The 26,724-nt window shown below is 65.5% G+C and carries 25 protein-coding genes and 1 tRNA gene; 16 read left to right on the forward strand and 10 right to left on the reverse strand.

The window, feature by feature from the left end; translation table 11 throughout:
• Nucleotides 1-13 precede the first annotated feature (13 nt).
• On the reverse strand, nt 14-547 hold the full coding sequence (locus F623_RS0102160) for an FHA domain-containing protein (RefSeq protein ID WP_018860933.1): 534 nt from the start codon (nt 545-547) through the stop codon (nt 14-16).
• Nucleotides 548-679: 132 nt separating this feature from the next.
• Between F623_RS0102160 and F623_RS0102165 the strand changes: the two genes are divergently transcribed.
• Both F623_RS0102165 and F623_RS0102170 read left to right on the forward strand, forming a co-directional pair.
• Nucleotides 680-1,051, forward strand: a complete 372-nt coding sequence (locus F623_RS0102165) for a DUF5362 family protein (protein ID WP_018868094.1) — start codon at nt 680-682, stop codon at nt 1,049-1,051.
• A 121-nt stretch (nt 1,052-1,172) separates the two neighbouring features.
• Nucleotides 1,173-2,270: a diguanylate cyclase gene (locus F623_RS0102170; protein WP_018860931.1), complete on the forward strand. Its 1,098-nt coding sequence runs from the start codon at nt 1,173-1,175 to the stop codon at nt 2,268-2,270.
• A gap of 158 nt (nt 2,271-2,428) precedes the next feature.
• Here the strand turns inward: F623_RS0102170 and F623_RS0102175 are convergent, their stop codons facing one another.
• On the reverse strand, nt 2,429-3,043 hold the full coding sequence (locus tag F623_RS0102175; protein WP_018860930.1) for a hypothetical protein: 615 nt from the start codon (nt 3,041-3,043) through the stop codon (nt 2,429-2,431).
• Nucleotides 3,044-3,231: 188 nt separating this feature from the next.
• Nucleotides 3,232-5,121, reverse strand: coding sequence for a phosphomethylpyrimidine synthase ThiC (gene thiC / locus F623_RS0102180; protein WP_018868093.1), 1,890 nt, complete (start codon nt 5,119-5,121; stop codon nt 3,232-3,234).
• Nucleotides 5,122-5,694: 573 nt separating this feature from the next.
• Between thiC and F623_RS0102185 the strand changes: the two genes are divergently transcribed.
• Nucleotides 5,695-6,375: a TIGR00153 family protein gene (locus F623_RS0102185; protein WP_018860928.1), complete on the forward strand. Its 681-nt coding sequence runs from the start codon at nt 5,695-5,697 to the stop codon at nt 6,373-6,375.
• A gap of 27 nt (nt 6,376-6,402) precedes the next feature.
• Complete coding sequence (locus F623_RS0102190; protein ID WP_018860927.1) at nt 6,403-7,659, forward strand: inorganic phosphate transporter; 1,257 nt, start codon at nt 6,403-6,405, stop codon at nt 7,657-7,659.
• Nucleotides 7,660-7,755: 96 nt separating this feature from the next.
• Here the strand turns inward: F623_RS0102190 and moaA are convergent, their stop codons facing one another.
• Nucleotides 7,756-8,760 carry a GTP 3',8-cyclase MoaA gene (gene moaA, locus F623_RS0102195; protein ID WP_018860926.1) on the reverse strand — a complete coding sequence of 335 codons (1,005 nt, stop codon included), beginning with the start codon at nt 8,758-8,760 and terminating at the stop codon, nt 7,756-7,758.
• 229 nt (nt 8,761-8,989) lie between these two features.
• Here moaA and F623_RS0102200 point away from each other — a divergent pair, with 229 nt between their 5' ends.
• From F623_RS0102200 to F623_RS0102210, 3 genes are all read left to right on the forward strand, one after another.
• Nucleotides 8,990-11,896: a molybdopterin oxidoreductase family protein gene (locus tag F623_RS0102200; protein WP_018860925.1), complete on the forward strand. Its 2,907-nt coding sequence runs from the start codon at nt 8,990-8,992 to the stop codon at nt 11,894-11,896.
• 67 nt (nt 11,897-11,963) lie between these two features.
• Nucleotides 11,964-12,659 (forward strand): 4Fe-4S dicluster domain-containing protein, encoded by a 696-nt coding sequence (locus F623_RS0102205; protein WP_018860924.1) that lies wholly within the window; start codon nt 11,964-11,966, stop codon nt 12,657-12,659.
• A 25-nt stretch (nt 12,660-12,684) separates the two neighbouring features.
• A complete protein-coding gene (locus F623_RS0102210; protein WP_018860923.1) occupies nt 12,685-13,734 on the forward strand; it encodes a DmsC/YnfH family molybdoenzyme membrane anchor subunit in 1,050 nt (349 codons plus the stop codon).
• A gap of 132 nt (nt 13,735-13,866) precedes the next feature.
• Here F623_RS0102210 and F623_RS13465 read toward each other — a convergent pair whose 3' ends face one another.
• Both F623_RS13465 and F623_RS0102220 read right to left on the reverse strand, forming a co-directional pair.
• Complete coding sequence (locus F623_RS13465) at nt 13,867-14,004, reverse strand: hypothetical protein (protein ID WP_018860922.1); 138 nt, start codon at nt 14,002-14,004, stop codon at nt 13,867-13,869.
• Nucleotides 14,005-14,489: 485 nt separating this feature from the next.
• Nucleotides 14,490-14,566 (reverse strand) — tRNA-Arg (locus F623_RS0102220).
• 190 nt (nt 14,567-14,756) lie between these two features.
• Between F623_RS0102220 and F623_RS0102225 the strand changes: the two genes are divergently transcribed.
• Entirely contained in the window at nt 14,757-15,602 is an 846-nt protein-coding gene (locus F623_RS0102225; protein WP_018860921.1) for a c-type cytochrome, read from the forward strand.
• A gap of 65 nt (nt 15,603-15,667) precedes the next feature.
• On the opposite strand, the gene F623_RS0102230 is transcribed toward F623_RS0102225, so the two are convergent.
• The 3 genes from F623_RS0102230 to F623_RS0102240 are packed head-to-tail and all read right to left on the reverse strand — an operon-like array spanning nt 15,668 to nt 18,267.
• The gene (locus F623_RS0102230; RefSeq protein ID WP_018860920.1) at nt 15,668-17,173 is read right to left on the reverse strand and encodes a YifB family Mg chelatase-like AAA ATPase; all 1,506 of its coding nucleotides are present in this window, start codon (nt 17,171-17,173) and stop codon (nt 15,668-15,670) included.
• A 60-nt stretch (nt 17,174-17,233) separates the two neighbouring features.
• On the reverse strand, nt 17,234-17,488 hold the full coding sequence (locus F623_RS0102235) for an accessory factor UbiK family protein (protein WP_018860919.1): 255 nt from the start codon (nt 17,486-17,488) through the stop codon (nt 17,234-17,236).
• Nucleotides 17,489-17,544: 56 nt separating this feature from the next.
• Nucleotides 17,545-18,267, reverse strand: coding sequence for a pteridine reductase (locus F623_RS0102240; protein WP_018860918.1), 723 nt, complete (start codon nt 18,265-18,267; stop codon nt 17,545-17,547).
• Between the two features lie 133 nt (nt 18,268-18,400).
• On the opposite strand from F623_RS0102240, the gene F623_RS0102245 reads away from it, so the two are divergent.
• Both F623_RS0102245 and tsaD read left to right on the forward strand, forming a co-directional pair.
• On the forward strand, nt 18,401-19,534 hold the full coding sequence (locus tag F623_RS0102245; protein WP_018860917.1) for a class I SAM-dependent methyltransferase: 1,134 nt from the start codon (nt 18,401-18,403) through the stop codon (nt 19,532-19,534).
• 70 nt (nt 19,535-19,604) lie between these two features.
• The gene (gene tsaD, locus F623_RS0102250) at nt 19,605-20,615 is read left to right on the forward strand and encodes a tRNA (adenosine(37)-N6)-threonylcarbamoyltransferase complex transferase subunit TsaD (RefSeq protein ID WP_018860916.1); all 1,011 of its coding nucleotides are present in this window, start codon (nt 19,605-19,607) and stop codon (nt 20,613-20,615) included.
• A gap of 9 nt (nt 20,616-20,624) precedes the next feature.
• On the opposite strand, the gene plsY is transcribed toward tsaD, so the two are convergent.
• Nucleotides 20,625-21,251 carry a glycerol-3-phosphate 1-O-acyltransferase PlsY gene (gene plsY / locus F623_RS0102255; protein ID WP_018860915.1) on the reverse strand — a complete coding sequence of 209 codons (627 nt, stop codon included), beginning with the start codon at nt 21,249-21,251 and terminating at the stop codon, nt 20,625-20,627.
• Between the two features lie 105 nt (nt 21,252-21,356).
• Between plsY and F623_RS0102260 the strand changes: the two genes are divergently transcribed.
• The 6 genes from F623_RS0102260 (at nt 21,357) to ccoP (ending at nt 26,616) form a co-directional block, all read left to right on the forward strand.
• Entirely contained in the window at nt 21,357-22,103 is a 747-nt protein-coding gene (locus tag F623_RS0102260; RefSeq protein ID WP_018860914.1) for an alpha/beta fold hydrolase, read from the forward strand.
• 10 nt (nt 22,104-22,113) lie between these two features.
• Complete coding sequence (gene bioC, locus F623_RS0102265) at nt 22,114-22,986, forward strand: malonyl-ACP O-methyltransferase BioC (protein WP_018860913.1); 873 nt, start codon at nt 22,114-22,116, stop codon at nt 22,984-22,986.
• A gap of 206 nt (nt 22,987-23,192) precedes the next feature.
• A complete protein-coding gene (ccoN, locus tag F623_RS0102270; protein ID WP_012981573.1) occupies nt 23,193-24,680 on the forward strand; it encodes a cytochrome-c oxidase, cbb3-type subunit I in 1,488 nt (495 codons plus the stop codon).
• Nucleotides 24,681-24,698: 18 nt separating this feature from the next.
• Nucleotides 24,699-25,433, forward strand: a complete 735-nt coding sequence (gene ccoO / locus F623_RS0102275) for a cytochrome-c oxidase, cbb3-type subunit II (protein ID WP_018860912.1) — start codon at nt 24,699-24,701, stop codon at nt 25,431-25,433.
• A 29-nt stretch (nt 25,434-25,462) separates the two neighbouring features.
• Nucleotides 25,463-25,681 carry a cbb3-type cytochrome c oxidase subunit 3 gene (locus tag F623_RS0102280; RefSeq protein WP_018860911.1) on the forward strand — a complete coding sequence of 73 codons (219 nt, stop codon included), beginning with the start codon at nt 25,463-25,465 and terminating at the stop codon, nt 25,679-25,681.
• Nucleotides 25,678-26,616: a cytochrome-c oxidase, cbb3-type subunit III gene (gene ccoP, locus F623_RS0102285; RefSeq protein WP_018860910.1), complete on the forward strand. Its 939-nt coding sequence runs from the start codon at nt 25,678-25,680 to the stop codon at nt 26,614-26,616. Before F623_RS0102280 ends, ccoP begins: the two co-directional genes overlap by 4 nt.
• Nucleotides 26,617-26,724: the final 108 nt, after the last annotated feature.

Here is a 26,724-nt window from a genome sequence, read left to right on the forward strand (position 1 = left end):
CCGGGCTGCTCGCTCAGGTGCTCTCGAGGAGGACGCGCGCGACTGCGGCGAGCACGAGGATGGCGACTGCCAGTCCGATCCAGCGCCAGGAAGATCGCCGCACGCCACTGGTGGGCACCACCTCCGAACCATCATCGCGATGCCGGAAGATGAATTCCGCGCGCCCGAAGCGAACATGGTCGCCATCGTTCAATGTGGCCTCGTGGACCTTGCGCTCGTTGACCCAGGTGCCGTTCGTCGAGAGTAGGTTGACCACGCGGCAGGCCCCGCTGTCATTGACCAGCCAGGCGTGCTGGGACGAGACACTGTCCTCCTGCAGCACGATGTCGTTGTCCCCCTGGCGGCCAACCGACTGCTTGCCGGGCTTGAGGGTCAGGCGCTGCTGGCGGAAGGGGCCGACGACACCCACCAGCACGGGGTGTCCGCCGGGCGGGGTGTGCGATTGTTCTTCGCTGGTTTCAGTCTCGGGGAGCGCTGCGCCCTGGAACAGCATGGTCCCCTGCGGCCCACTACGCTCGCGCCCCTTGTCTCGTCCCTGATCACTCATGCGGCCTCCATTGCGCAGCTACGGTAGTACCCGCCCGAGTATGCCCTTCGCTCCCATGGCGAACAATGCACGGCGCGTCGGCCGTGCTGCTATGCTCGAAGGCGCGCCAACACAACAGCCAGGAGTATTCGCATGGAAGCAGATTCCGCAGGCAACCCGCAGCTTCGCGAGTTGATCGAACCACTGGTTCGGGGCAAGTTCTGGATGCAGTTGATCGGCGTGATGCTGATCATCTCGGGTGTGCTTACCGCCCTGTCCATTGTCGGCATCCTGATTGCCTGGATCCCGATCTGGGCCGGAGTGGTACTGATGCAGGCGGCAGGCGCCTCGCAGCGCGCCTTCGACAGCGCCGACCCGCTGGAGATCAAGTACGCACTGAGCCGACTGCGAATCTACTTCACCATCTTCGGAGTGCTGCTGCTGATCTATTTGATCCTGATGGTCGTCGGTATGCTTTTCGGTATCGGCATGATGGGCTTGGGCGGTATGGCCGGCGCTATGTAATCGCGGTTTCAGAGGCTCGCCACTTTCAACGAGCATGCCTCGCCCAGACCTGTTCGTTGGGTGCGCGGGGGAAGTGCAGGGCCGGGTATTTGCGCGCCCGAACAACGAAAGGAGTCGGCGATTGGGTAGCACCAGGCGCCTGCGGGCCCTGAGGGATCCGCTGCACCAGGAAGACTTGACCGTCCGGCGGGCGTTCGATACCTGGCATCGCCAGGTGCGCATCCCGCAGGTCCGTTACATCGCGCTTCTGACGGCCCTGATGTACTTCCTGTTCAGCGCCGTCGAGCAGTCGGTGGCGACCGACCTGCACAGCGCGAGGCTGCTCGCTCATGCGGCCCTGGTGCCCGGAATGCTGCTGGCGGTGGCCGCGATGAGCTTCCGGGCATCCCTGCAGCGGCCGATGTGGGCCCTGCTGATGGTGGCGCCGGTCGTCGCGAATGGCGCCAATCTCTATCTCAATACGGGATCGCCGCAGTTCCTGGTGTTCGCCCCCGAGATCTATCTCAGCATCATGTGGACCTTTGCAATATCGGGTCTGCCCCTGCGTCAGGCATCCATTGCCGCGATCGCAATCGTTGCGTTGGTGATTGCGGCTGCCTTCCACCAACCCATGCAGGGCGAATTGATACAGCTGCATCTACTGTGGGTGCTGGCCGCCTTCTCGTTTGGCGGACTCAGTGCCTTCATTCTGGAGCGCGCCCGCAAGCACACCTTCCTGCAACAACGCCAGCTCGAGCGTTCCGCGCAGATCGACGAACTGACCTCGTTGTCGAACCGGGCGCACACCGAACAACTGTTCGAGGAGGAACGTGCCCGTACCGAACGCTATGGCCAGCCGTTTTCCGTGATCCTGATCGACATTGACCACTTCAAGGCGGTGAACGATACCTGGGGCCACAATGCCGGCGACAGGGTGCTACGGCAGTTCGCCGACCTGCTGCGCCAGAATCTGCGGAAGGTGGATGCCATTGGCCGGATTGGCGGCGAGGAGTTCTTCGTGCTGCTGCCGCAAACCGATATCGCGCAGGCGCAGGTGGCTGCCCGCGACCTGCAGGCCCGGATCAATGCCTTCGACTTCGACACGGTAGGCCGGCGGACGGCAAGCTTCGGCGTGACCGAACACCGTCCGGGCGAACGTATGGTCGACACCTTCGATCGGGCCGACCAGGCCCTGTACGCGGCCAAGAAGAACGGCCGCAACCGCCTAGAGGTACGCTGATCAAGGAGACTCGTACACAGTAGTGTCGGACTCTGGATGTGAGCATGCCTCGCGGTGGGGCCACCAGGGCGAACACCGAGGCCGCACTCCCGCTGCCGAGAGTCCTTGCAAGCCGCATTGAGTCGGATCAGACGGCGGCTGGTGAGCCAAGTCGCGCGTTATCGGGGGCCGAAGTGGAAGCGTAGTCCGGTGGCGATGAAATTGGAGCCGCTGGCGTCGCTGACCACACCAAAGACGCCGGAACGGTGATGGATGCGCAGGAAGGCTTCCCAGGAACTGTCCCGCGACGCGGGAGGGGCGAAGGCGATTTCGGCCATCATGAATGCCTGTGTGCGGCTGGGGCGGCTATCTTCGATGACTGGCTCGCCGAAGGCACGCGAGGGGCCTATGCCCCAGGCAGCCGAGGTGTCCACCAGGTGGTCCCAGGGGAAACGGGTCCAGCGGAGGTTGGCGGCCGCGTTCAGTTCGAAGTGATCCTGCTGACCCCAGTGCCGGGCGACGTTGACCTCGCCTTCGAGATGCAGGTGGTCACCGAAGCGGTGCAGGCGGCGGGAGATGCCGACCGCCGCCAGGTGCGAGTCCTGCATCTCGGTCTGGAAACGGAGGATTTCGACGAAGCGGGTGTCGGTCCAGCGCGCGCCATAGGCGAAGACCGAGGTTTCCGCCCACTGTCGGGCCATCCCGTCTTCCTCGGCCGCGGCCGTCCCGACCTGACAGACGGCCAGCACCGCGGCAAGGGCAATGGCGCTACGAAGGCAACGGGTGGTCGCCATGCCGTACTCCTCCCGGCAGCCGATTGATGCTGGGCGCAGTACACAAAGCGTAGACGCCCCACCTGTCTGGAGCCAGTGACGGGTTGCGCTTAACGACCGATCGGTAGCGCTTCCTTGCGAATTTGGTATCAGTTCTCGATTCTGGTTGGCCTGCTCTGTCTGGCCAGCCAGATTTCGTTAACGGACCGTCAGGCCTTCCGGTAGATCTCCGCGCCCTTCTCGACGAATTCGACCGCCTTCTCCTGCATGCCCTTCTGCAGGGCCTCGTCCGCGCTGATGCCCTGCGCCGCGGCGTAGTCGCGCACGTCCTGGGTGATCTTCATCGAGCAGAAGTTCGGCCCGCACATGGAGCAGAAGTGGGCGACTTTGTGCGCCTCCTTCGGCAGGGTCTCGTCGTGGAATTCGCGCGCGCGCTCCGGGTCCAGTGCCAGGTTGAACTGGTCCTCCCAGCGGAACTCGAAGCGCGCCTTGCTGAGTGCGTTGTCCTGCAGTTGCGCGCCGGGGAAGCCCTTGGCCAGATCGGCGGCATGGGCAGCGATCTTGTAGGTGATGATGCCGTCGCGCACGTCCTGCTTGTTGGGCAGGCCCAAATGTTCTTTCGGTGTCACGTAGCAGAGCATCGCGGTGCCGTACCAGCCGATGTTGGCCGCGCCGATGCCGGAGGTGATGTGGTCGTAGGCCGGGGCGATGTCGGTCACCAGTGGGCCGAGGGTGTAGAACGGCGCCTCGAAGCAGTCCTCCAGCTCCTTGTCGACGTTCTCCTTGACCTTTTGCAGCGGGACGTGGCCGGGGCCCTCGATCATCACCTGCACGTCCTGCGCCCAGGCCTTCTGCGTCAGCTCGCCCAGGGTCTCCAGCTCGCCGAACTGGGCGGCGTCGTTGGCGTCGGCCAGGCAGCCGGGGCGCAGGCCGTCGCCCAGCGAGAAGGAGACATCGAACGCCTTCATGATCTCGCAGATCTCGTCGAAGTGGGTGTAGAGGAAGTTCTCCTGGTGATGCGCCAGGCACCACTTGGCCATGATCGATCCGCCGCGGGAGACGATGCCGGTCACGCGGTCGGCGGTCAGCGGTACGTACTGCAGGCGCACGCCGGCATGAATGGTGAAGTAGTCTACGCCCTGCTCGGCCTGCTCGATCAGGGTGTCGCGGAACAGCTCCCAGGTCAGGTCCTCGGGCTTGCCGTCGACCTTCTCCAGCGCCTGGTAGATCGGCACGGTGCCGATCGGTACCGGCGAGTTGCGCAGGATCCACTCGCGGGTCTCGTGGATGTTCTTGCCGGTGGACAGGTCCATCAGGGTGTCACCGCCCCAGCGCGCGGACCACACGAGTTTTTCAACCTCCTCCCCGATCGAGGAGGTGACCGCGGAGTTGCCGATGTTGGTGTTCACCTTCACCCGGAAGTTGCGGCCGATGATCATCGGCTCGAGCTCGGGGTGATTGATGTTCGCCGGGATGATCGCGCGGCCGCGGGCGATCTCCTCGCGCACGAACTCGGGGGTGATTTCTTCCGGAATCGAGGCGCCGAAGGACTCGCCGGCGTGCTGGCGCAGCAGCTTCTGGTAGCGCGGGTCGGCGCGCAGCGCCTCGAGGCGGTTGTTCTCCCGGATCGCGACGTACTCCATCTCCGGGGTGATGATGCCCTTCCGGGCGTAGTGCATCTGCGAGACGTTCGCGCCGGCCTTCGCGCGGCGCGGCGGGCGGATGTGCTCGAAGCGCAGGCTCGCCAGCTCCGGGTCGGCGGCGCGGGCGCGGCCGTACTCCGAGCTAGGGCCGTCCAGCCACTCGGTGTCGCCGCGTTCGTCGATCCAGCCGCCGCGCAGGTCCGGCAGTCCGCGGGTCAGGTCGATACTCGCCTCTGGATCGGTGTAGGGGCCGGAGGTGTCGTAGACCGGGATTGGCGGATTGTCCTCGGGCGTGCCGGAGGTCATCGTCGGTGTCTGCGCGACCTCGCGATACGGCACGCGGATGTCCGCGCGCGAACCCTCGACGTAGCATTTCTCGGAGTTCGGGAACGGGCGGGTGACTTCTGCGGAGACCTCGGCGGTCTTGCGGGCAAACGACTCGGGGATGGCGCTCATGATTGGACCTCTGCTGTCGCGTGAGGCGAAGGGAGCGCGGGCAGGGCGATCGCGGGAGCAGGAACCCCGGGTACAGCAGACCGTTGACCGAGCTTCCCTCCGCCGGTGTTAACCGGTTCAGGTGCGGGGAAACACGGACCAATGTACACGCTCGCGCTCAAGTCGCTTTTGCGTGCGAACAAGGCGCGGCGACTGCCGTGCAGTCATTCTGCACAAGGGAGCCGCAACGCCGTGCGCGCGCCCGCTTTTGATCAACAACGGGCGGCCAAGCCCCCTCGTTGATTAAGTTGCGGGTTGGTGCCCCAGGTTCCCCGATCCTGCGTTGCACCGCTTGCGGGTAGAACCACTACCCGCTGCACGGCGCGCCTTGTCTCGGAAAACCTGAGGCACCAACGCGAGCGTGTACATTGGTCCGTGTTTCCCTAGGGGACTCTCTCAGCCCGGCACATGGCGCGGGCACCCCCAGCTCTGATCGCGAGTGTAGCGCACGCGGCGCGCATTCGCCTGCAGGGGACAGGGTATCGAGGGTTGTTTTGCGGTACATTGCGCCTTTGTGACATTCTTCGCGCCGCCATGAGCCCCAAGAACTTCGTCTTCGAACTGTTTGGCCGTTCGCCGGTGCGCCCCTTGCAGGCGCACATGGAGAAGGTGCGTGCCTGCATCGCCGAGCTCCCGCCGTTCATCGAGGCCATGGCCCGGGACGACTGGGATACTGCGCGCGCTCAGCAGCGGAAGATCGTCAAGCTCGAACACGAGGCGGACCGCCTGAAGAAGGATCTGCGGCTGCACCTGCCCAAGGGGATGATGCTGGCGATGTCGCGGCGCGACGTGCTCGATACCCTGCTGATCCAGGACCGTATCGCGAACATGGCCAAGGACATCGCGGGGTTGATGCTCGGACGTCAGATGCAGTTCCCGGCCAATATGCAGGATCCGTTGCAACGCTTTCTGGACCGCAGTGTGGATGCGGTGAATCAGGCTGGCCGTGCGGTCGACGAGCTCGACGAACTGGTCGAGGCGGGCTTTCGCGGGCACGAGGTCGAGGTGGTCAATGACATCCTGACCGAGCTCGACCAGATCGAGCACGAATCCGACGAGGCGCAACGCGAGGTGCGCGAGATCCTGTTTGCCCAGGAGGCGGAGCTGCCCCCGGTGAACGTGATGTTCATGTACCGCGTGATTGACTCCATTGGCGAGCTGGCCGATCTGGCCCAGCGCGTGGGCAGCCGCCTGCAACTGATGCTGGCCAAGTAAACACCGCCACCAACTGACGCAGACGGCATGGAATACGACACCCTGTTGCTCGGCCTTGCAGTCATCTTCGGGCTCTTCATGGCCTGGGGCATCGGCGCCAACGATGTCGCCAATGCGATGGGTACCTCGGTCGGCTCGCGGGCCCTCAACATTCGCCAGGCGGTCTTTGTGGCCGCGGTGTTCGTGTTCGCCGGGGCCTGGCTGGCGGGCGGCGAGGTCACGCAGACCATCCGTAGCGGGATGGTGGACTCGGCTCTGCTTGCGGACAGTCCCTCGTTACTGGTCTTCGGCATGCTCGCGGCCCTGGCGGCAGCGGGCACCTGGCTATTGACCGCCTCCTATTTCGGCTGGCCGGTCTCCACCACGCACTCCATCATCGGCGCGATCATCGGCTTTGCGGTGGTGGGCCTCGGATTCGAGGTGGTGCGCTGGGAGCGCGTCGGGACCATCGCGATCTCCTGGGTGCTTTCGCCGATGATCGGCGGCATGATCGCCTTCGCGCTGTTCCGCAGCATTCAGCTGCTGATCCTGGATACCGTCGACCCCCTGAAAAACGCCAAGCGCTGGGCCCCGCTGTACATCTTCCTGACGGCCCTCGTCACCGCGCTGGTCACGATGTTCAAGGGGCTGACGCATGTCGGGTTGGACCTGACCACCGCGCAGGCCTACGGGTTTGCCGTGCTGATCAGCCTGGGAGTGGTGGCGGTTGGGCTCCTCGCGATTCGGCGCCTGCGTTTCGAGGAGATCTCCCCGCAAGCCCATGGCTCGCATTTCAGCGATGTCGAGAAGGTCTTCGGCGTGATGATGGTCGTGACCGGCTGCGCGATGGCCTTTGCGCTGGGCTCCAACGACGTGGCGAACGCGGTCGGGCCGCTGGCGGCGGTGGTGGATGTGATCCACACCGGCGAGGTGGACCCGGAGACCGTGGTGCCGATGTGGGTGCTGTTGCTGGGTGGTTTCGGGATCGTCTTCGGGCTGTTCACCTATGGCCACAAGGTGATCGCCACGGTTGGCACCGGCATCACCCAGCTCACCCCGAGCCGCGGTTACGCGGCCACTGCGGCGGCGGCCGCAACCGTCGTGCTGGCCTCCGGTACCGGGCTGCCGATCTCCACTACCCATACGCTGGTGGGGGCAATCCTCGGTGTTGGCATGGCGCGCGGGATCGCGGCGATCGACCTGCGCCTGGTGCGCATGATCTTCATGTCCTGGATCGTGACCCTGCCGGCCGGGGCGATCCTCGCCATCGTGTTCTTCTTCATCCTGCGCGGGGTGCTCAGCTAGTCACCGTGGTGGCCGGGCCCTGAACAAGAAAGGCCCGTCCAGCGAGATGGACCTTTCTTGTTGGGGTTCTTGTTGCGGTGAGCTCTCGCGGTGGTGTCAGCCGCCGGTCATGGACATGAAGCGCATGACCTTCTCCGGGCGTTCCGAGAACTCGTGACGCTCGGGCTTCAGGTTGATCGCCTGGATCACCAGTTCTTCGAGTTCCGCATCGCTGCAGCCTTCACGCAGGTAGGGGCGCAGGTTCAGGCTGTGGTCGTTGCCCAGGCAGGTGTAGATGGTGCCGTCGACCGACAGGCGTACGCGGTTGCAGGTGTCGCAGAAGTGCTGTGAGATCGGCGTGATGAAGCCGATGCGCACGTCGGTATCCGGGATCTGCATGTAGCGGGCCGGGCCGCCGCCGGGCATCACGCCGGGTACCAGGTTGTAGCGCTGTTCCAGGCGGGCGCGCACGTCCTGCAGGTTCACGTAGTGACCCTCTTTCGCCTCGCGCCCGGTATCGCCCATCGGCATGGTCTCGATGAAGCGCAGGGTGAAGCCGTGTTCGATGCAGAAGTCGACCATGTCCTCGACCTCCGGCTCGTTGATCCCGCCCATTACCACCATGTTGATCTTGATCGGGTCGAGCCCGGCGGCCTTGGATGCCATCAGGCCGTCCAGGACCTTTTCCAGCTTCCCGCCGGTGATCTCCTTGAAGACCTCGGGCTTGAGCGAGTCGAGGCTGACGTTGATGCGGGCCACGCCGGCATCCTTCAACTCCTGGGCATGGCGCGCCATGCGCGTGGCATTGGTGGACAGCGAGATGTCGTCGATGCCGGGCAGGGCGTTCAGGCGTGCGGCCAGGTCCGGGAGGTTCTTGCGGACCAGCGGCTCGCCGCCGGTCAGGCGCACGCGGCGGGTGCCAAGCCGCCCGAAGGCCCCCATCACGCGTTCGATCTCGTCGAAGCTCAGCCAGTGCTCCGGCTCCTCGAAGTCACGAAAGCCCTTGGGCATGCAGTAGAAGCAGCGCAGGTCGCAGCGGTCGGTGACCGAGAGACGGACATATTCGATACGGCGGCCGAAGGCGTCGACCAGCGCATTCTCGTCCTTGAGTCGTTCTTCCATGGGGTGTCCCGTCCTGCCGATGGGGGCGATATGTTTCATGGTACACATCGTAGACCACTTTTCCGTGATTGCCACAACAAGGCCCCAGATTCGACGTGGCAATAAATAAATTCTCTCGTAGATTATTTTTGCTTATTTCTAGATAAGAACTTTTCGTTGGCCAAAAGTCCGCTTTATGGCCAATATGCCGAGCGTGAATAAGCAAACCATAATCTATGGGGTCGCCTGAATGAGTGCCTTACCCGAGTTCGAGAACCACAGCGAGCAGGAGATCAAGTACACCACCTGCTACATGTGTGCCTGCCGCTGCGGCATCAAGGTTACGGTCCAGAACAACAAGGTCCGCTATATCCAGGGCAACCGGCACCACCCGATCAACAAGGGTGTGCTCTGCGCCAAGGGCAACGCCGGCATCATGAAGCAGCAGTCCCCGGCGCGCCTGCACCAGCCGATGCGCCGCAAGCCGGGCACCGAGCGTGGCGCCGGCGAGTTCGAGCCGATCTCCTGGGACGAGGCCCTGGACATGCTGTCCACGCGTCTGCAGAAGATCCGCGAGACCGACCCGCGCAAGCTGGCGTTCTTCACCGGCCGCGACCAGATGCAGGCCCTGACCGGTCTTTGGGCGACCCAGTTCGGTACCTACAACTGGGCGGCCCACGGTGGTTTCTGCTCGGTCAACATGGCCACTGGCGGTCTGTACACCACCGGTTTCGCGTTCTGGGAATTCGGCGACCCCGACTGGGACCGCACCAAGTACCACATGCTCTGGGGCGTGGCGGAAGACCATGCCTCCAACCCGATCAAGATCGGGTTGGAGAAGCTCAAGCGCCGCGGCGGCAAGTTCGTCGCGATCAACCCGGTGCGCACCGGCTACCAGGCGATTGCCGACGAGTGGGTGGGCATCAAGCCCGGTACCGACGGCCTGTTCGCGTTGTCGATGCTGCACGTGTTGCTGAAGAACGACCAGTTCGACTGGGACTTCCTGGTGCGCTACACCAACGCCACCCAGCTGGTGGTGCAGACCCCGGGGCAGAAGGGCGATGGCCTGATCCTGCGTGACGAGGCCGGCAACCCGCTGGTCTGGGAACTGGAGCAGGAAGCGTTCGTCGACGGCACCCAGGTCGACATCAAGCCGGCGCTGTTCGGCGAGTACACTGCGCCCGACGGCCGCCCGGTCAAGACCGTGATGACGCTGCTGGCCGAGCGTTACCTGTCCGAGGAATATGCCCCGGAAAACACTGCGAAGATCACCGGCGTTCCGGCCGACCAGACCGAGCGCCTGGCCCTGGAAATGGCCCACGTCGCGTTCAAGGAGACGATCGAACTCGACATCGAGTGGACCGACTCCTGGGGCCGCAAGCACGACAAGGTGTTCGGCCGTCCGGTCTCCATGCACGCGATGCGCGGCATCTCCGCGCACTCCAACGGCTTCCAGACCTGCCGCGCGATCCATCTGCTGCAGATCATGCTGGGTTCGGTGGACTGCCCCGGCGGTCATCTGGCCAAGCCGCCGTATCCCAAGCACGTCCCGCCGGGCATCAAGCCGGCCAAGGAATGCGCGCCGAACACCCCGCTGAAGAGCCCGCCGCTCGGTTTTCCGACCGCGCCGGAGGACTTGGTCATCGATGACGACGGCAACCCACTGCGTATCGACAAGGCCTTCTCCTGGGATGCCCCGATCTCCAACCATGGTCTGATGCACATGGTGGTGACGAATGCGGTCAACGGCGATCCGTACCCGATCGACACGCTGATCTTCTTCATGGCGAACATGTCCTGGAACTCCTCGATGAATACCGCCGAGGTGATGGACATGCTGCGGGCCAAGGACGACAGCGGCGAGTACAAGATCCCGTTCCTGGTGGTCGCGGACGCATTCCACTCGGAGACGGTCAACTTTGCCGATCTGGTGCTCCCGGACACGACCTATCTGGAGCGCTACGACACGATCTCCATGCTGGACCGTCCGATCTCCGAGCCGGCCGCGGCGGCGGACTCCATCCGCCACCCGATCCTCGAGGTCGATCGCGACGTGCGTCCGTGGCAGGAGGTGATGGTCGAGCTGGCCGGGCGTCTGAAGTTCCCGGCGTTCACCAACGATGACGGCAGCCGCAAGTTCGCGGACTACAAGGACTTCATCGTCAACTTCGAGAAGGAGCCGGGCATCGGCTTCCTGTCCGGCTACCGCGGCAAGGACGGCCAGACCCACCTGCGTGGCGAGCCGAACCCGAAGCAGTGGGAGGCGTACATCGAGAACCAGGGGTTCTTCGTGCATCACCTGGCGCCGAACCAGCAGTTCTACCGCTACGCGAACAAGGAGTACCTGGAGCTGGCCAAGCACGCCGGCTGGGTGGGCAAGACCGATCCGATCACGATCGAGCTCTACTCCGAGACCCAGCAGCGCTTCAAGCTGGCCGGCCAGGGCCTGTATGACGGCCCGCAGCCGACCAAGCAGGAGCACAAGGATCGCCTGACCCAGTTCTTCGATCCGCTGCCGATCTGGCACAAGCCGCTGGAGCAGACCCGGATCGACGAGGACGAGTACCCGTTCTACGCGGTCAACCAGCGCCCGATGTTCATGTACCACTCCTGGGATTCGCAGAACGCCTGGCTGCGCCAGATCTGCGCCCAGAACTACCTGTACATGAACCGCGGTAAGGCGGAGTCCATGGGCATTGAGGACCTGTCCTGGGTGTGGATGGAGTCGCACAACGGCCGTGTCCGCGTGCAGGTCAAGCTGATCGAGGGCTGCGAGCCGAGCACCGTCTGGACCTGGAACGCCATCGGCAAGCAGAAGGGTGCCTGGGGCCTCAAGCCGGATGCGAACGAGTCCAACAAGGGCTTCCTGATGAACCACCTGATCAGCGAGCTGCTGCCGAAGAAGGGCGATCCGGTGGACCAGATCACCAACTCCGATCCGGTGACCGGCCAGGCCGCGTGGTACGACCTGAAGGTCAAGATCACCCCGGCCGATCCGGAAGAGACCAGCACCTGGCCCGACTTCGAGACGGTCAAGCCGGCCCCCGGCATGACCGAGGCCCCGGACCAGTTGCGCTACGCCGCGCACAAGCCGGTGCACCTGAATCGTTCCATCCGTGACGTGCTGACCCGCGGCTCGCTGGACGAAGACCGCTAGGTATCACGGATCCGGGCCACGCCGCCGGCCCCGGCCGGCGGCCCGAGGAAATTTGAGGAGTAGTTGTATGCGACTTGGACTCGTAATCGACATGGACACCTGCGTGGGCTGCCACGCCTGTGCGGTGGCCTGCAAGCAGTGGAACACCAGTGGCACCACCGGTGCGCTGACCGACTATCGCCCGTACGGCGAGGACCCGAGCGGCGTCTGGTTCAACCGTGTGCGCCACTACGAGGTCGGGGACTACCCCAACAACAAGACCGTGAACATCCCGATGTCCTGCATGCACTGCCAGCATGCCGACTGCGTGAATGTCTGCCCGACCGGCGCCTCCTACAAGCGTCCGGAAGACGGCATCGTGCTGGTCGACCAGGACAAGTGCATGGGTTGCAACTACTGCGCCTGGGCCTGCCCCTATGGCGCGCGCGAGCTGGACCGCGAAGACGGCGTAATGAAGAAGTGCACCCTGTGCGTGGACCGCATCTACGACGAGCAGCTGCCGCCGGAAGAGCGCCAGCCCGCCTGTGTGATCACCTGCCCGGCCCATGCCCGGTTTTTCGGTGACTTCGACGACGACAACTCCGAGGTCAGCCGCCTGGTGCGCGAGCGCGGCGGTGTGAAGCAGATGCCGGAGCTGGGCTACAAGCCGGTCAACACCTATCTGCCCCCGCGTATCACCCGTCCCATTCCCATCGACGACGTGCGGGCCAACCGCGTGGTCAGCTCGGTGAAGGACTGGGTCAACAAGATGGTCGCGCGCTAGGCGCGGCCCGATCGGGAGAATTCATATGCATCCGGCATTTTCCGTCATCCTGTTTACCGTCATCTCCGGTGCGGGCTACGGCCTGTTCATCCTGCTGGCGGCCTTCCATCTCGCGGGCATCGGCCCGGCCATGAGCCATGGCGAGCTGCTGGCGCACGGCGCGGCGTCGCTGGGGATGATCACCCTGGGGCTGATGCTCTCCACCGGCCACCTGGCGAACAAGAAGAACGCCTGGCGCTCGTTCATGCGCTTCAAGACCTCCTGGCTGTCGCGCGAGGCCGTGTTCGCGGTGCTGTTCTATCCCTTCGCCGGGATCTATGGCCTGGGCGTCCTGCTGCAGGGCGCGGCCATCGGGCCACTGCCGGCATTGGCAGGGGTGATCGCCGCCGTGCTGGCCGTGATCACCCTGTTCTCCACCGGCATGATCTACGGTTGTCTGAAGACCATCCGCCAGTGGAATACCGCGCTGACCCCGGCCAACTACATCATGCTGGGCATCGCGACCGGCACCACGCTGTTTGCCGCGATTGCCACCGTGTTTGGCAATGCCACGACGCTGCATGCGGGTGTTGCGATGGTCGCGCTGGTCGCCGCCGCCGTGCTCAAGGGGATCTACTACTTCTGGATCTCGCGCGTGAACGGCCCGACGATCAACACCGCCACGACCTTCAACCGGGCCACCGTGCGTCTGCTGGATACCGGCCACACGGCCGGCACCTTCCTGACCGACGAGTTTGGCTACGACCCGCGCAAGGACACCATCGACAACGTGAAGATGGGTGTCTTCCTGCTCGGCTTTGTGGCCCCGGTCCTGGTGTTCGCGTCGATCCTGTCGGGTGCCCCGGCGGGCATCGCCTGGCTGGCGGCGGTCTCGAGCCTGATTGGCATCGGCATGGAACGCTGGTTGTTCTTCGCCGAGGCCAAGCACGTCGTGCGTCTGTACCACGGGGCCCAGACCTGCACCAACTCCCTGGCCGAGCCCGCTCGCGGCCGAGCCGCGGTTGCGCCGGCCACCGACCCGACCGACGCGCGCCGCTGGGAACTGGGGGATACCCCCGGGGGCTCCGGCTCGTAATGCCGGCCAGCTACCCGCGGTTATCCGGTATATTGCCGGTGAACCGCCGGGAGGTTGGGAAGCGAACACGCAACCAGAAACGGGCCAGAATCCTGGCCCGTTTCTTTATGGTGTACAGCAAACTCGGCTTTGTTACTTCGTCTTGTCGTCCTGTTCGTGCATGCCGTGCAGGATGAAGTATCCGACATACACGAAGAACGCCACGATGCCCACGAGGGTCAGGATCGTCAGGATTCCGATGGGCGATTGAAACATGATTTCCGTCAGCATCACGCTCTCCCGATTTCAGTGGTCACCCTCACGCTAGCGCCACTGCCGGGGCCTCGATTTGATCTGGATCAAGGGAGTGGTGGCATTTGCGGCTCAGGATGTTGGTGCGCCTGGTTGGTGGAGCGAGAGCCTGTTGGGAAGCACAACGATATTGCGCCCGAGAGGGTGAGCCGGGGTTTCGCGAAGCACGGCTTCGCGCCGGCGAACGCCCCGAGGCTATCGCCGAGGGGGTGACTTGCGATGCCGTGCCGCTGCGCAGGCCTTGATTCGACGGGGGCGCGGCGTTGGGCTCGGGGGTGTTCAGGCGTCGCGCCCGAGAGGATGGCTGCGCGACCTGCGGTCGCTTGGTCCTGCGGACCGGCACCGCCTGCGGCGGTACCGCGCGTCGGCCCGCTGCGCGGGCCTCGGCTCGAACGGAGGTTCGAATCGGGCCCTCAGACACCCCATTACGCAGAAAGGGGCCACGAGGGCCCCTTTCTGCGTAATGGCGCGCCCGAGAGGATTCGAACCTCTGACCTCTGCCTCCGGAGGGCAGCGCTCTATCCAGCTGAGCTACGGGCGCAAGACGGGTCATGATACGGGGCGCCGAATGGGTCCGTCCAGCGCATTTTTTGACTGCCCTACTGGGTTTGTGGTCCCGAGCGGGACGATGCCCTATACTCGGCGCCCGATTTGCGCGCCTGGCGCGTGGGAAGACTTGGGCTAGGAACCATTACGGCCGCGCGCGGCCCGCACCTTTCGGAGGGAGACAAGTGGCGAATCAACCGATCAAGATGGACACCGGTAACAAGGTGTTGTTGTTCATCGCATCCGTGGCGCTGCTCGCCACTGTGATCTACCTGTTGATCCAGTTGGCGAACTTCATGGGAGGGCTCCAGCTGGGCGAGCCCAGCGAGGCCGAGCGTGACCGCATCGCCGAGCGCATCCAGCCCATTGGTCGCGTGGCCTCGGGACCCGTGGATGCCGAGGAAGAGGCCGCCGACCTGAGCCCGGGCGATATCTACAGCAATGTCTGTGCAGCCTGTCACGATACGGGCGCCTCCGACGCCCCGATCAAGGACGATTCCGACGCCTGGGCCGCCCGTCTCGACGAGCGCAGCCTGGACGAGGTGTTCGATAATGCCATCAGCGGCATGGGCGCGATGCCGCCTCGCGGCGGCGATGACAGCCTGAGCGACGAGGAAGTGAAGCTGGTAGTCGCCTACATGCTGGATGAAGCCGGCATTGACCATGGCTGGGAGCCGGAAGACGCCAACGGCGATGAAAACGGCAACGACGAGGCCGTGGCCGAAGATGACGAGGCGGCTGTCGAGGACGACGATGCTCTGGAAGGGATCGCCCTGGATGATGGTGACGTGAGCCGCGGCGAATCCCTGTACTCCACCTGCATCGCCTGCCACGGCGCCCAGGGCCAGGGTTCACCCGCCTTCCCGAAGATCGCCGGCCAGACCGCCGAGTACATCGCCGACAAGCTGGTGCGCTACCGTGCCGGCGAGACCGTGGGTGATCGCACGGCCCTGATGGCGCCGAACGCGTCTCGCCTGTCGGACGAAGACATCGCCGATCTTTCGGTCTTTATCGCGACCTTCGAAGACTGATCGGACCTGACTCGGTCTCGAGGCCCGCGCCGGCAGTCGCCGCGCGGGCCTTTTCTTTGGGTGGCCTACTGCGTTCGCCAGTGATCGAGCGCGCGATAGCTGAGCGCCTCGGTCAGGTGCGCGGTCGTGATCGGATCGCTGGGTTCGAGATCGGCGATCGTGCGTGCGAGCCGCAGGATACGGTGGTAGGCGCGTGCCGACAGCCGATAGCGCTCCGCCGCCCGGTCCAGGAGCGCGCGATCCTCCGCCTCGAGAATGGCGTGCTGGCCCAGCGCCTGGCCCGCCAGTTCACGATTGAGTGCCCCCTGGCGTTGCCGCTGACGTTCCTGGGCGAGGGCGACGCGCTGCGCGACGGTCCCTGAGTCTTCGCCGGGGGCGCCGTGCGTGGCCAGCTCGGGTGGCGGGATGCGCGGGACCTCGATGGCGAGGTCGATACGGTCCAGCAGTGGGGCGGACAGGCGCCGCCGGTGGCGCGCCATCTGTTCCGGGGAACACTGGCAGCGTGCCCCGAGGTCGCAGTCGAAGCCCTGTGGGCAGGGGTTCATCGCGGCTACCAGCTGGAACCGTGCGGGAAACTCTGCCTGCCGGGCGGCCCGGGCGATATGGATCGTCCCGGTCTCGAGCGGCTCGCGCAGGACATCCAGCACACTGCGCTGGAATTCGGTCAGCTCGTCCAGAAACAGTACGCCGTGATGGGCCAGAGAGATCTCGCCCGGGCGTGGCGTGGAGCCGCCACCGACCAGCGCGACCCCCGAGGCCGTGTGGTGGGGCGAGCGGAACGGCCGGGCGCGCCAGTCGCGCTGCAGGTGGCCGGTGTCGCGCAGGCTGTGGATCGCGGCGGTCTCCAGCGCCTCCGCCTCGGACATCGGTGGCAGGATGCCCGGTATGCGTGCGGCCAGCATCGATTTGCCGCTGCCGGGCGGGCCGACCATCAGCAGGTGGTGGCCGCCGGCGGCCGCGATCTCGAGCGCGCGACGTGCCTGGTGCTGTCCGCGCACGTCGGCCAGGTCGGGGTAACGATCCGGTTCCGCTTCGACGGGGCGGCCCTCGTCCAGCTCGCCCTGGCCCTGCAGTCCGGCGCAGACCGCGATCAGGTGGCTGGCCGTGCGCACCCGCGCGGCGCTGGCCAGAGCCGCCTCGGCCCCGTCCTCGGGATTCACGATCAGCTCGCGCGCGTCAACGGCGGCCGCCAGCGCGGCGGCCAGCGTGCCGCCGACCGGCCGTAGGGTCCCGTCCAGCCCCAGTTCGCCCAGAAACTCGCGCCCCTCGAGGGCGTTGCTCGGCATCTGCTGGCTGGCGGCGAGGATGCCCAGCGCGATGCCCAGATCGAAACGCCCGCCATCCTTCGGTAGGTCGGCCGGGGCCAGGTTGACCGTGATGCGGCGGCGGGGAAAGTCGAAGCCGCTGGTCTGGATGGCCGCGCGCACGCGGTCGCGGCTCTCGCGCACGGCCGCCTCCGGCAGGCCGACGATCTGGAACGACGGCAGGCCGTTGGCCAGGTGCGTCTCGATGGTGACCAGCGGTGCCTGGATGCCGGCGACCGCGCGGGCATGGGTAATGGCAATGGGCATCCTTGCCCTCCGTAGATTCGCGGGTCCGGGCCTCCGTGCCCGGCGGTTCTGTGGGGCGTGTTACTCCTCGGTCTTGCGCTCGGCTTCGAGTGCCTCCACGCGGGCTTCCAGTTCGGCCAGGCGTTCGCGCGTGCGTTCCAGCAGCGCGACCTGGACGTCGAAGTCCTCTCGGGTGACCAGGTCCATGCGCTCGAAGCCATGCTGCAGCGACGAGCGGACCTGACGCTGGACATCTTCCTGCATGTGGCGCACGGATTCCGGCAGGCTCTCGGTGATCCGGCGCGCGAGATCGTCAAAGCGTTTGGGGTCGATCATGGGCCGTTCTCTTCTCTTGATTCGGGATAACTCAGTGTAGCGCGTCGCGCGGATCGTTACTGCGAGGCCGAGCGTCCGCCGTCCACCGGGATCACCTGCCCGGTGATGTAGGGCGCATCCAGCAGCAGAAAGCGTACCGTGCGTGCGATGTCGTTCGGGTGACCCTCGCGTTTGAGTGCGGTGCGCTCGACCATCGCCTCGTGCGTGCCGGCATTGTTCGGGTCTTCGGGCGAGAGGATCGCGCCGGGTGCGACGCCGTTAACACGCACGTCCGGGCCCAGTTCGCGGGCATAGGCCTGGGTCAAGGCCCAGAGTCCCGCCTTCGCCGCGGAATACACGGGGTAACCCTTCAGCGGGCGCAGGGCATGAATGTCCACGATGTTGACCACCGCACCCCGGGTGCGCGCGAGCGCTGGCGCACAGGCCTGGGTCAGAAAGGTGGGGGCCTTCAGGTTGGAGCCGACCAGGTCATCCCATGCCTGCGTATCGATCTCGCCGACTGGGGTCGCGTAGAAGGTCGAGGCATTGTTGACCAGGTAATCCAGCCGCCCCCAGGCCTCTTCCGCCTCGCGTGCCAGGCGCTGGATCTCGTTCAGGTTCAGCAGATCCGCCTGCAGGATGCGCGCGCTGTCCTTGCGCCGGGCATTCAGTGAATCCGCCAGGGCGGCAGCGTCGTCGCGCGATCCGCGATAGTGGATCAGCACGCGCAGACCCTCGTCATGCAGCCAGCGTACGATGGTCGCGCCGACACGGCGCGCGGAGCCGGTGACCAGTACCACCCCTGCGTCCTGTGGTGTTCCCTGTGTGTGTTCCGTCACGTCATGCCTCGCCTTGGTACCATTTGCCGCCATGCTGCCGCCGAAACCTAGCACAACCACGCCAGACGACCCGGCCGCCGCCATCGCGCGGCAGATGCACGACTCCCTGCAACAGAGTATCGCCGAGCACGGTGGGTTCCTCCCGTTTGTCGATTACATGCACCAGGCGCTGTATGCGCCGGGGCTCGGCTATTACGTGAACGGGGCGCGCAAGCTGGGCGCGGGTGGTGATTTCGTGACCGCGCCGGAGCTGTCCTCGCTGTTCGGCGAGACCCTGGCCAGCTGGCTGGCCCCGCTGCTGCGCGACGAGATGGTGGGGGCGGGGCAGCTGCTGGAGTTTGGCGCGGGCCGCGGGCGGCTGGCGGGCGATGTGCTCGTGACGTTGCGCGAGCTGGGTGTGGGCTGGCGGCGCTACAAGATTATCGAGGTCAGCCCGGACCTGCGCGCCGTGCAGCAGGAGTATCTGGCCGAATGCCTGGAGCCGGAGGAATATGCTCGGGTGGAATGGCTCGATTCCCTGCCCGAGGAGCCGATCCAGGGCGTGGTGCTGGCGAACGAGGTGCTCGACGCGCTGCCGGTGGAGCTCTTTCGCTGGCGTGAGGGCCAGCCCTGGCAGATGGGTGTCACAGTGGATGGGGACGGCAGTCTGGTGCTGGCGGAACAGCCGGCCCCCGAGCCACTGGAGGATGCCGTGCGCGAGCTGCAGGCAGCACATGGCCCCTGGCCCGACGGGTACACCTCCGAGTGGCGTCCGGCGCAGGCGGCCTGGGTCGCGAGCGTGGCCGCCTGCCTGGAACAGGGTGTGGCGCTGCTGGTCGACTACGGTTTCCCGCGGGCCGCGTATTACGCCCCGGAGCGCCACCAGGGCACGCTGGTCGGCTATTACCGCCAGCAGATGATGCTGGATCCCCTGGCGCAGCCCGGGCTGATGGACCTGACGGCCAGCGTCGATTTCACCGCGGTGGCCGAGGCCGCGGATGCAGCCGGGCTCGATGTGCTCGGTTATGCCGCGCAGGGCGAGTTCCTGCTGGGTGCGGGTCTGGCGCAGCGCTTCGAGGCGCGCGTCGGCAGTGGCGAGGATGCCCGCAAGACCATGCAGGCCGCCCAGGCCGTGCGCATGCTCACCCTGCCCGGAGAGATGGGCGAGCGCTTTCAGGTGATGGCCCTGGGTCGCGCCTGTGCCGCGCTCGACTTCTCCGCGATCCCCGATCGGCGCGGCCGCCTGTGAGGGACTCGCAATCCCGTCCGGTTCGCCCGGAATCCTTCCCCGTATCAGCGCCCCGAGGCATGCTGCTCCTATGAAAGTCCTGGGTATCGAGACCTCCTGCGATGAGACGGGCGTGGCGCTGATCGATGATCGGCGCGGCCTGCTCGCACACCGGCTGTACAGCCAGACCGACCTGCATGCGGTCTACGGCGGCGTGGTCCCGGAGCTCGCTTCGCGCGATCACATCCGGCGCCTGCTGCCGCTGCTGCGGGCGGTGCTGGACGAGGCGGGCGTGAAGGGGCCCGAGCTGGATGCAATCGCCTATACCGGCGGGCCGGGACTGCTCGGGGCCCTGCTGACGGGGGCCTCGGTCGCACGCTCGCTCGCCTGGGGCTGGGGCGTGCCGGCGATGCCGGTGCACCATCTCGAAGGCCATCTGCTGGCCCCGTTCCTGGAAGACGCCGGGCTTGATTTCCCGTTCCTGGTGCTGCTGGTCTCGGGCGGGCACACGCAGCTGATCCATGCCCGGTCTCTGGGCGACTACGAACTGCTGGGCGAGAGCATCGACGACGCCGCTGGCGAGGCCTTCGACAAGACCGCCAAGCTGCTGGGGCTGGGCTATCCCGGCGGTCCCGCCCTGTCGCGCCTGGCCGAGCAGGGGGCGAGCGATGCCCTGCGTCTGCCGCGCCCGATGCTCGACCGGCCGGGGCTGGACATGAGCTTTTCCGGCCTGAAGACGGCCGTGCTGACTGCGTTGAACAAGCAGGAATACCGCCCGCAGGATGTCGCGCGCGCATTCGAGGAGGCGGTCAGCGAGACCCTGGTGGAGAAGACCCGCCGGGCGCTGGAGCAGAGCCAGGCTCCGGCGCTGGTGGTCGCCGGCGGGGTGGCCGCGAACACCCGGCTGCGCGCCGGGCTGCAGGCGATGTCCGCGCAGCAGGGGGTACCGGTGTACTTTCCGCGGATCGAGTTTTGCACGGACAACGGTGCGATGATCGCGCTCGCCGGGCTGCGCCGCCTGCAGGCGGGCTGGGTGCCCGACGACCAGGCCCCGGCGATCACGGCGCGTGCCCGCTGGCCGCTGGCGGAACTCACCGCCTGAGGCAGACCGCTAGTCTCGGGGGGGTGCTTCCGTCTCGGCCTCGTCCTTCTTGTGGCCGATCTTGCCTTCCTCGCCGCGCATCAGGCGGCGGATGTTGCTGTCGTGGCGGATGAACAGCACCACGGCCATGCCCGCCACGATCAGCGCGACCCAGAAGTCCGGCTCCAGGAACACGAAATAGACGGGTGCCAGGGTCGCCGCGACCAGGGCCGACAGGGAGGAGTAGCGCCAGATCGCGGCGACCACGAGCCAGGTCAGCAGCGTGAGCCCGCCGACCAGCGGGTTGAGCGCCAGTAGCACGCCCAGGGCAGTGGCCACGCCCTTGCCCCCACCAAAGCGGTAGTACACGGGAAACACGTGTCCGAGGAAGGCGGCCAGGCCGATCAGGCCAAGCGCCCAGGTCGGGAAGATGCCGAGCTGGGCGGCGACGAACACCGGCAGCCAGCCCTTGCCGACATCCCCGATCAACGTGATGATGGCCGCCTTCTTGCCGCCGTAGCGCAGTACGTTGGTCGCACCGGGGTTGCCCGAGCCCGTGTGACGCGGGTCCGGTAGCCGCAGCAATTTGCTCACGACGATGGCCGTGGAAAGCGATCCCAGCAGATACGCGATGACAATGCCCAGTACGATGTCCATGCAAACTCGACCTGAAGATTCGGTTGGGTGGGGTTCGGCGCGAACCGGCGCCCATGATACGCAAGCCGGGGCGCTGAGTTCAGGGTGGCGGCGGGTTGGCCCGCCATGACGCGCCCGACCCTGGTGCTGCTGCATGGCTGGGGGTTTTCCCCGGCCGTCTGGGCCCCGTTGCGTGCCGCGCTGCCCGGGTTCGAGATCCACGCGCCGGCCCTGCCCGGGCACGGGGAACTCGCTGGCGGCGAGGCCCTGGGCGATCCTGTAGCCACCTGCGAGGCCATCCGGGCCCAACTGCCGCGCACACTGTCGCATCCCGTCTGGGTGGGCTGGTCGCTCGGTGGGCTGGTTGCACTGGAGCTGGCGCGAACGATGCTGGATACCCGCGGGCTCATGCTGCTTAATGCCACGCCGCGTTTTGCGGCGGCCCCGGACTGGGCCCATGCGCTGCCGGTCGCGGAACTTGCGGACTTTCAATTGGCCCTCGAGGGCCCCCGACGGCGGTTGCACCGGCGCCTCGCGATGCTCTGTGCCAGGGGCTCGCCGGAAGCGGCCTCGCTGGCCGCCGATCTGGTCGGAGAGCTGGAGGGCGCCCCGGCGACCGATTCGGGCCTCGCGGCCGGACTGGCCTGCCTGATGGGTCGCGACCAGCGCGCCTGCTGGCAATCCAGTCCGGTGCCGGTCGCGGCCTGTCTCGCCGAGGGGGATGCGCTGGTGCCGCCCACCGTGGCGGACGACCTGCATCGCCTGTGCCCGGACGCCCGGCTGGCCGTGCGGCCCGGGGGGCATGCGCAGTGGTGGCGGGACCCGGCGCCCGTGGCGGCCTTTATAAACGAGTTTGTAGCGGCACTGGAGTGATCGGCGATCCATGACGGGGGCGGATGAATACGCACTGGACAAGGCGCGCGTACGCGAGGCCTTCGGGCGGGCGGCCGCGGGCTACGAGGCCCATGCGGTGCTGCAGCGCGAGGTCCAGGGGCGGCTGCTCGAGCGACTCGATCTGGTCAAGCTGCAACCGGCCCGCGTGCTCGATCTGGGTTGCGGGACCGGGGAGGCACTGGATCTCCTGCGGCAGCGCTACCGCAAGGCCGAGCTGACCGGTGTCGACTTTGCCCCGGGTATGGTCGCGGCGGCGCAGCGTCGGGGCCACTGGTGGCGCCGGCCGCTGGCCGTATGTGCGGACATCGAGGCACTACCCCTGCCGGAGGCGCACTACGATCTGGCGGCCTCCAGTGCGGCGCTGCAGTGGTGTTCCAGCCTCGATCAGGCCTTCACGGAGGTGCGGCGTGTGCTGGCGCCGGGGGCGTTGTGGACCTTTTCCACCTTCGGCCCGGATACCCTGCGCGAGTTGCGCGCGGCCTTTGCCGAGGTCGACGGCGGGGGCGCGCAACACGTGAATGCCTTTGTCGATATGCATGACATCGGCGACGCCCTGGTGCGCGCGGGGTTCGCGGACCCGGTAATGGACCAGGAGACCCTGACGCTCACCTACGGCGATTTCCAGACCCTGCTGCGGGATCTGCGCGGGGTGGGGGTGCGCAATGCGCTGGCCGGGCGTGCGCGCGGACTGCTGGGCCCGCGTCGGCTGCAGGCTGTGGCGGAAGCCTATGCGCGGGCGTTCGCAGTCGAGGATCGTCTGCCGGCGACCTGGGAGGTTGTGTACGGTCACGCCTGGGTGCCGGAGGCCCCGCCGCCCTCGAAACCGCAAGGCCGGGTGATTCCCGTTCGGCCGGTCTCTTGATCCAGATCAATGCGGGGCGATTGGCCCCTCGCAGAGCAAGACCATAAAGATGTATTCTCTCCGGCGCTGAAAGTTCCGCCTGATTTGGGGCTATTTCCGAGTGTTACAGGCGGTCTTGGTTTTTTGTGCGTCTGGAATGGGGTAAAGTTCACGCCCCCCGAAACCATCGGGACATCCGTGTTCCCCGCAGCAAGGTGGAAAAAGTCATGTCGCAAGCAGCCACTACGGCGGGTTCCGTACCCGCAACGTCAGTCGCTTCAACCGAGCAGTACAACTACGCGATCGTCAAGCGTTTCGCGATTGCCGCCGTCCTCTGGGGCGTGTTTGGCATGGCGGCCGGGGTCTGGATTGCCTCGCAGCTCGCATTTCCGTTCCTGAACTTCGATATCGCCCAGATCACCTTTGGCCGATTCCGTCCGGTACATACCACGGCGGTCATCTTTGGTTTCGGTGGTAACGCCCTGTTTGCGACGTCCTACTATGTCGTCCAGCGCACCTGTCAGACACGGCTGTATGGTGATTCGCTGGCGAGCTTCACCTTCTACGGGTGGAACCTGGCGCTGATCCTCGGCGTGATCACCTACACCATGGGGATCACCCAGGGTCGCGAATACGCCGAGTTCAACTGGCAGATCGACATCATCATCCTGGTCGTGTGGGTGGCCTACTTCTGGATCTACCTGCAGACCCTGCTGCGTCGGAACCAGCCGCATATCTATGTGGCGAACTGGTTCTTCATGTCGTTCATTCTGGCGACAGCCTTGCTGCACATCTTCAACAACCTCGAGGTGCCGGTCGGCATCTTCCACACCGATTCCTACCCGCTGTTCTCCGGCGTGCAGGACGCGATGCGTCAGTGGTGGTACGGCCATAACGCGGTGGGCTTCTTCCTGACCGCGGCCTTCCTCGGGATGATGTACTACTTTGTGCCCAAGCAGGCCGGTCGACCGATCTACTCGTACAAGCTGTCGATCATCCACTTCTGGGCGCTGGTGTTCCTGTACATGTGGGTGGGGGCGCACCACCTGCACTGGACCGCCCTGCCGGACTGGGTCTCCACCCTGGCGGCGACCTTCTCCATCCTGCTGCTGCTGCCCTCCTGGGGTGGCATGATCAACGGCATCATGACCCTGTCGGGGGCCTGGGATAAGCTGCGCACCGACCCGATCATGCTGTTCCTGATCACGGCGTTGTCGTTCTACGGCATGTCGACCTTCGAAGGTCCGATGATGTCGCTGAAGAGCGTGAACGCGCTGTCGCACTACACCGACTGGACCGTCGGCCACGTGCACTCCGGTGCGCTGGGCTGGGTGGCGATGATCACCTTCGGTTCGCTGTACCACCTGATCCCGCGTCTGTGGGGCGTCAACCTGTACAGCCTCAAGCTCGTATACGTGCACTTCTTCCTGGCGACCATCGGGATCGTGCTGTACATCACCGCGATGTGGGTGGCCGGTATCGGTCAGGGCCTGATGCTGCGTGCCTTCGACCAGTACGGGAACCTCGCCTACACCTTCACCGAGTCGGTGGTGTTCCTGCATCGTCCGTATGTGGTGCGTGCCATTGGTGGCGGGTTCTTCCTCGCCGGCATGCTGATCATGGCCTGGAACATCGCCATGACCGTCCGCATGGGCATCAAGTCCGAAGCTCGCGAGCGTGAAGAAGCCCGCGCGGCCGAAGCCCGCACGGCCTGATAGGGAGAGACTAGATCCATGAAGCACGAAAGCGTTGAAACCAATGCCGGCCTGCTGATCATCCTGACGCTCGCGGTGATCAGTGTGGGCGGCCTGGTCGAAATCGTCCCGCTGTTCTACATCGACGACACGATCGAAGAAGTGGACGGCGTGCGCCCCTACACCCCGCTGGAACAGCGTGGGCGTGACATCTTCGTCCGCGAGGGTTGCTACACCTGCCATTCGCAGATGGTGCGGCCCTTCCGTGACGAGATGCTGCGCTACGGCCACTACTCGCTGGCGGCGGAGTCGATGTATGACCACCCGTTCCAGTGGGGCTCCAAGCGCACCGGACCGGATCTGGCACGCGTGGGAGGCAAGTACTCCAACGAATGGCACGTTCAGCACCTGATCGACCCGCGGTCCCTGTTGCCCGAGTCGATCATGCCCGGTTATCCGTGGCTGGCGACCACGCCGCTGGACTATTCCGATATCGCGGCGCGCATGCGCGCCCTGAAGCGCGTCGGGGTGCCGTACTCGATTACCGAGGAGGAGTACGAGTCCAATGTCGAGAAGTTCGGCGAGCAACACGCCCGGATGTTCGATATCAACAACGCCGAAGAGATGCTGATCGAACAGGCGCAGGAAGAGAACTTCGACGGTGACTCCTCGTTCATCTCCGAGATGGACGCCCTCGTGGCCTACCTGCAGGTGCTCGGCACCATGGTGGACTTCAGCGAATACGATGACGGCCACTTTGCCGAATTCCGCTAGGGAATTCGGCCCGGCCAAGGTTGGGAGATATGGCAGCAGCCTGGGAATGGATCACGGATCTCGGCAACAGCAAGATGTTCGCGCTGGTGCTGTTCATGAGCACGTTCATCGGAATCGTGATTTACCTGTTCGCCAAGCCGACACGGGCCAAGAAGTTCGAGACGTACCGCTACATTCCTCTGGAAGAAGATGATTCGCACCTGGAGCCCACGGCCCGGCGCGACAAAACCGAGAGCGAAAAGCAATGAGCACACAGGACAACCACGATAAAAACCAGGGCGACAAGAACCAGGTCGAAACCACTGGGCACGTCTGGGACGGGGATCTTCAGGAATACAACAACCCGCTCCCGCGCTGGTGGCTGTGGGGCTTCTACGCCACGGTCGTGTTTGCGCTGGTCTACTGGCTGATCTATCCGGCCTGGCCGATCGGCGACAGCTTCACCAAGGGCTTTGCCACCATCACCTACGAGGTGGGTGGCGAAGAGCGCACCACGCACTGGAACACCCGTGCCCTGCTGGCCCGTGACATGCAGACCGGCGAATACGCGGTGCGCCAGCGCGAGATGCTGGAGCAGGTCGCCGCGCAGGACTACGAGACGATCCTGGCGGATGCCGACTCCATGAGTTTCGTGAACGCGTATGCGCAGGGCTCCTTTGGCACGTGGTGTGCGGCCTGCCACCAGGTTGGTGGCGCCGGCGTGATCGGCCAGTACCCGAACCTGCGTAACGACCACTGGAAGTGGGGCGGTACCGTGGACCAGATCGAGCAGACGATTCGCGAAGGTCGCATGGGTTTCATGCCGGCTTTTCGTGACACGCTCTCCAGTGATCAGTTGAACGAAGTGGCGGCCTATGTGCTGTCGCTGAACGATTACGACGTCGATTCCGACATGTCGGATGCCGGCGAGCGGATCTTTACCGGTATGGAAGGCGGCTGCTTCCAGTGCCATGGCGAAGATGGACAGGGGCTGGCCTCGCAGGGCGCGCCGAATCTGACCAATAACATCTGGGGTCTGATCGACGTGCCGGGTGCGGACAGCGATTCCGAGCGTCTGCGCCTGGTGGCCAACTTCGTCCGCGACGGCATCCAGCGCGAAATGCCCGCCTTTGCCGATCGTCTGTCTGACGAGGAGATCAAGATGCTGACCGCGTACGTCCATTCCCTGGGTGGCGGTCAGTAAGTAGTAAAGGATTTATCGCCGGGGCTCGCCAGCGGGCGCGCCCCGGGTTGCACTACAGGGGTTCCGCGCGGGTTTCTTGACGGCCGTACGGGCCCCTGCTTCCGTTGG

It is taken from the genome of Thioalkalivibrio sp. ALD1 (assembly GCF_000381245.1).
Lineage (GTDB): Bacteria > Pseudomonadota > Gammaproteobacteria > Ectothiorhodospirales > Ectothiorhodospiraceae > Thioalkalivibrio.

What these genes read in the sequence shown, in the direction of transcription:
- F623_RS0102205 (WP_018860924.1), top strand. Translation starts at nt 11,964, where the DNA reads ATGCGACTTGGACTCGTAATCGACATGGACACCTGCGTGGGCTGCCAC.
- ccoP (WP_018860910.1), top strand. Translation starts at nt 25,678, where the DNA reads ATGAGCACACAGGACAACCACGATAAAAACCAGGGCGACAAGAACCAG.
- F623_RS0102175 (WP_018860930.1), bottom strand. Translation starts at nt 3,043, where the DNA reads ATGGCGACCACCCGTTGCCTTCGTAGCGCCATTGCCCTTGCCGCGGTG.
- F623_RS0102235 (WP_018860919.1), bottom strand. Translation starts at nt 17,488, where the DNA reads ATGATCGACCCCAAACGCTTTGACGATCTCGCGCGCCGGATCACCGAG.
- plsY (WP_018860915.1), bottom strand. Translation starts at nt 21,251, where the DNA reads ATGGACATCGTACTGGGCATTGTCATCGCGTATCTGCTGGGATCGCTT.
- F623_RS0102165 (WP_018868094.1), top strand. Translation starts at nt 680, where the DNA reads ATGGAAGCAGATTCCGCAGGCAACCCGCAGCTTCGCGAGTTGATCGAA.
- F623_RS0102260 (WP_018860914.1), top strand. Translation starts at nt 21,357, where the DNA reads ATGACGCGCCCGACCCTGGTGCTGCTGCATGGCTGGGGGTTTTCCCCG.
- F623_RS0102245 (WP_018860917.1), top strand. Translation starts at nt 18,401, where the DNA reads ATGCACGACTCCCTGCAACAGAGTATCGCCGAGCACGGTGGGTTCCTC.
- F623_RS0102185 (WP_018860928.1), top strand. Translation starts at nt 5,695, where the DNA reads ATGAGCCCCAAGAACTTCGTCTTCGAACTGTTTGGCCGTTCGCCGGTG.
- ccoO (WP_018860912.1), top strand. Translation starts at nt 24,699, where the DNA reads ATGAAGCACGAAAGCGTTGAAACCAATGCCGGCCTGCTGATCATCCTG.
- F623_RS0102190 (WP_018860927.1), top strand. Translation starts at nt 6,403, where the DNA reads ATGGAATACGACACCCTGTTGCTCGGCCTTGCAGTCATCTTCGGGCTC.
- bioC (WP_018860913.1), top strand. Translation starts at nt 22,114, where the DNA reads ATGACGGGGGCGGATGAATACGCACTGGACAAGGCGCGCGTACGCGAG.
- F623_RS0102280 (WP_018860911.1), top strand. Translation starts at nt 25,463, where the DNA reads ATGGCAGCAGCCTGGGAATGGATCACGGATCTCGGCAACAGCAAGATG.
- moaA (WP_018860926.1), bottom strand. Translation starts at nt 8,760, where the DNA reads ATGGAAGAACGACTCAAGGACGAGAATGCGCTGGTCGACGCCTTCGGC.
- F623_RS0102210 (WP_018860923.1), top strand. Translation starts at nt 12,685, where the DNA reads ATGCATCCGGCATTTTCCGTCATCCTGTTTACCGTCATCTCCGGTGCG.
- F623_RS0102160 (WP_018860933.1), bottom strand. Translation starts at nt 547, where the DNA reads ATGAGTGATCAGGGACGAGACAAGGGGCGCGAGCGTAGTGGGCCGCAG.
- ccoN (WP_012981573.1), top strand. Translation starts at nt 23,193, where the DNA reads ATGTCGCAAGCAGCCACTACGGCGGGTTCCGTACCCGCAACGTCAGTC.
- F623_RS0102230 (WP_018860920.1), bottom strand. Translation starts at nt 17,173, where the DNA reads ATGCCCATTGCCATTACCCATGCCCGCGCGGTCGCCGGCATCCAGGCA.
- thiC (WP_018868093.1), bottom strand. Translation starts at nt 5,121, where the DNA reads ATGAGCGCCATCCCCGAGTCGTTTGCCCGCAAGACCGCCGAGGTCTCC.
- tsaD (WP_018860916.1), top strand. Translation starts at nt 19,605, where the DNA reads ATGAAAGTCCTGGGTATCGAGACCTCCTGCGATGAGACGGGCGTGGCG.
- F623_RS13465 (WP_018860922.1), bottom strand. Translation starts at nt 14,004, where the DNA reads ATGCTGACGGAAATCATGTTTCAATCGCCCATCGGAATCCTGACGATC.
- F623_RS0102200 (WP_018860925.1), top strand. Translation starts at nt 8,990, where the DNA reads ATGAGTGCCTTACCCGAGTTCGAGAACCACAGCGAGCAGGAGATCAAG.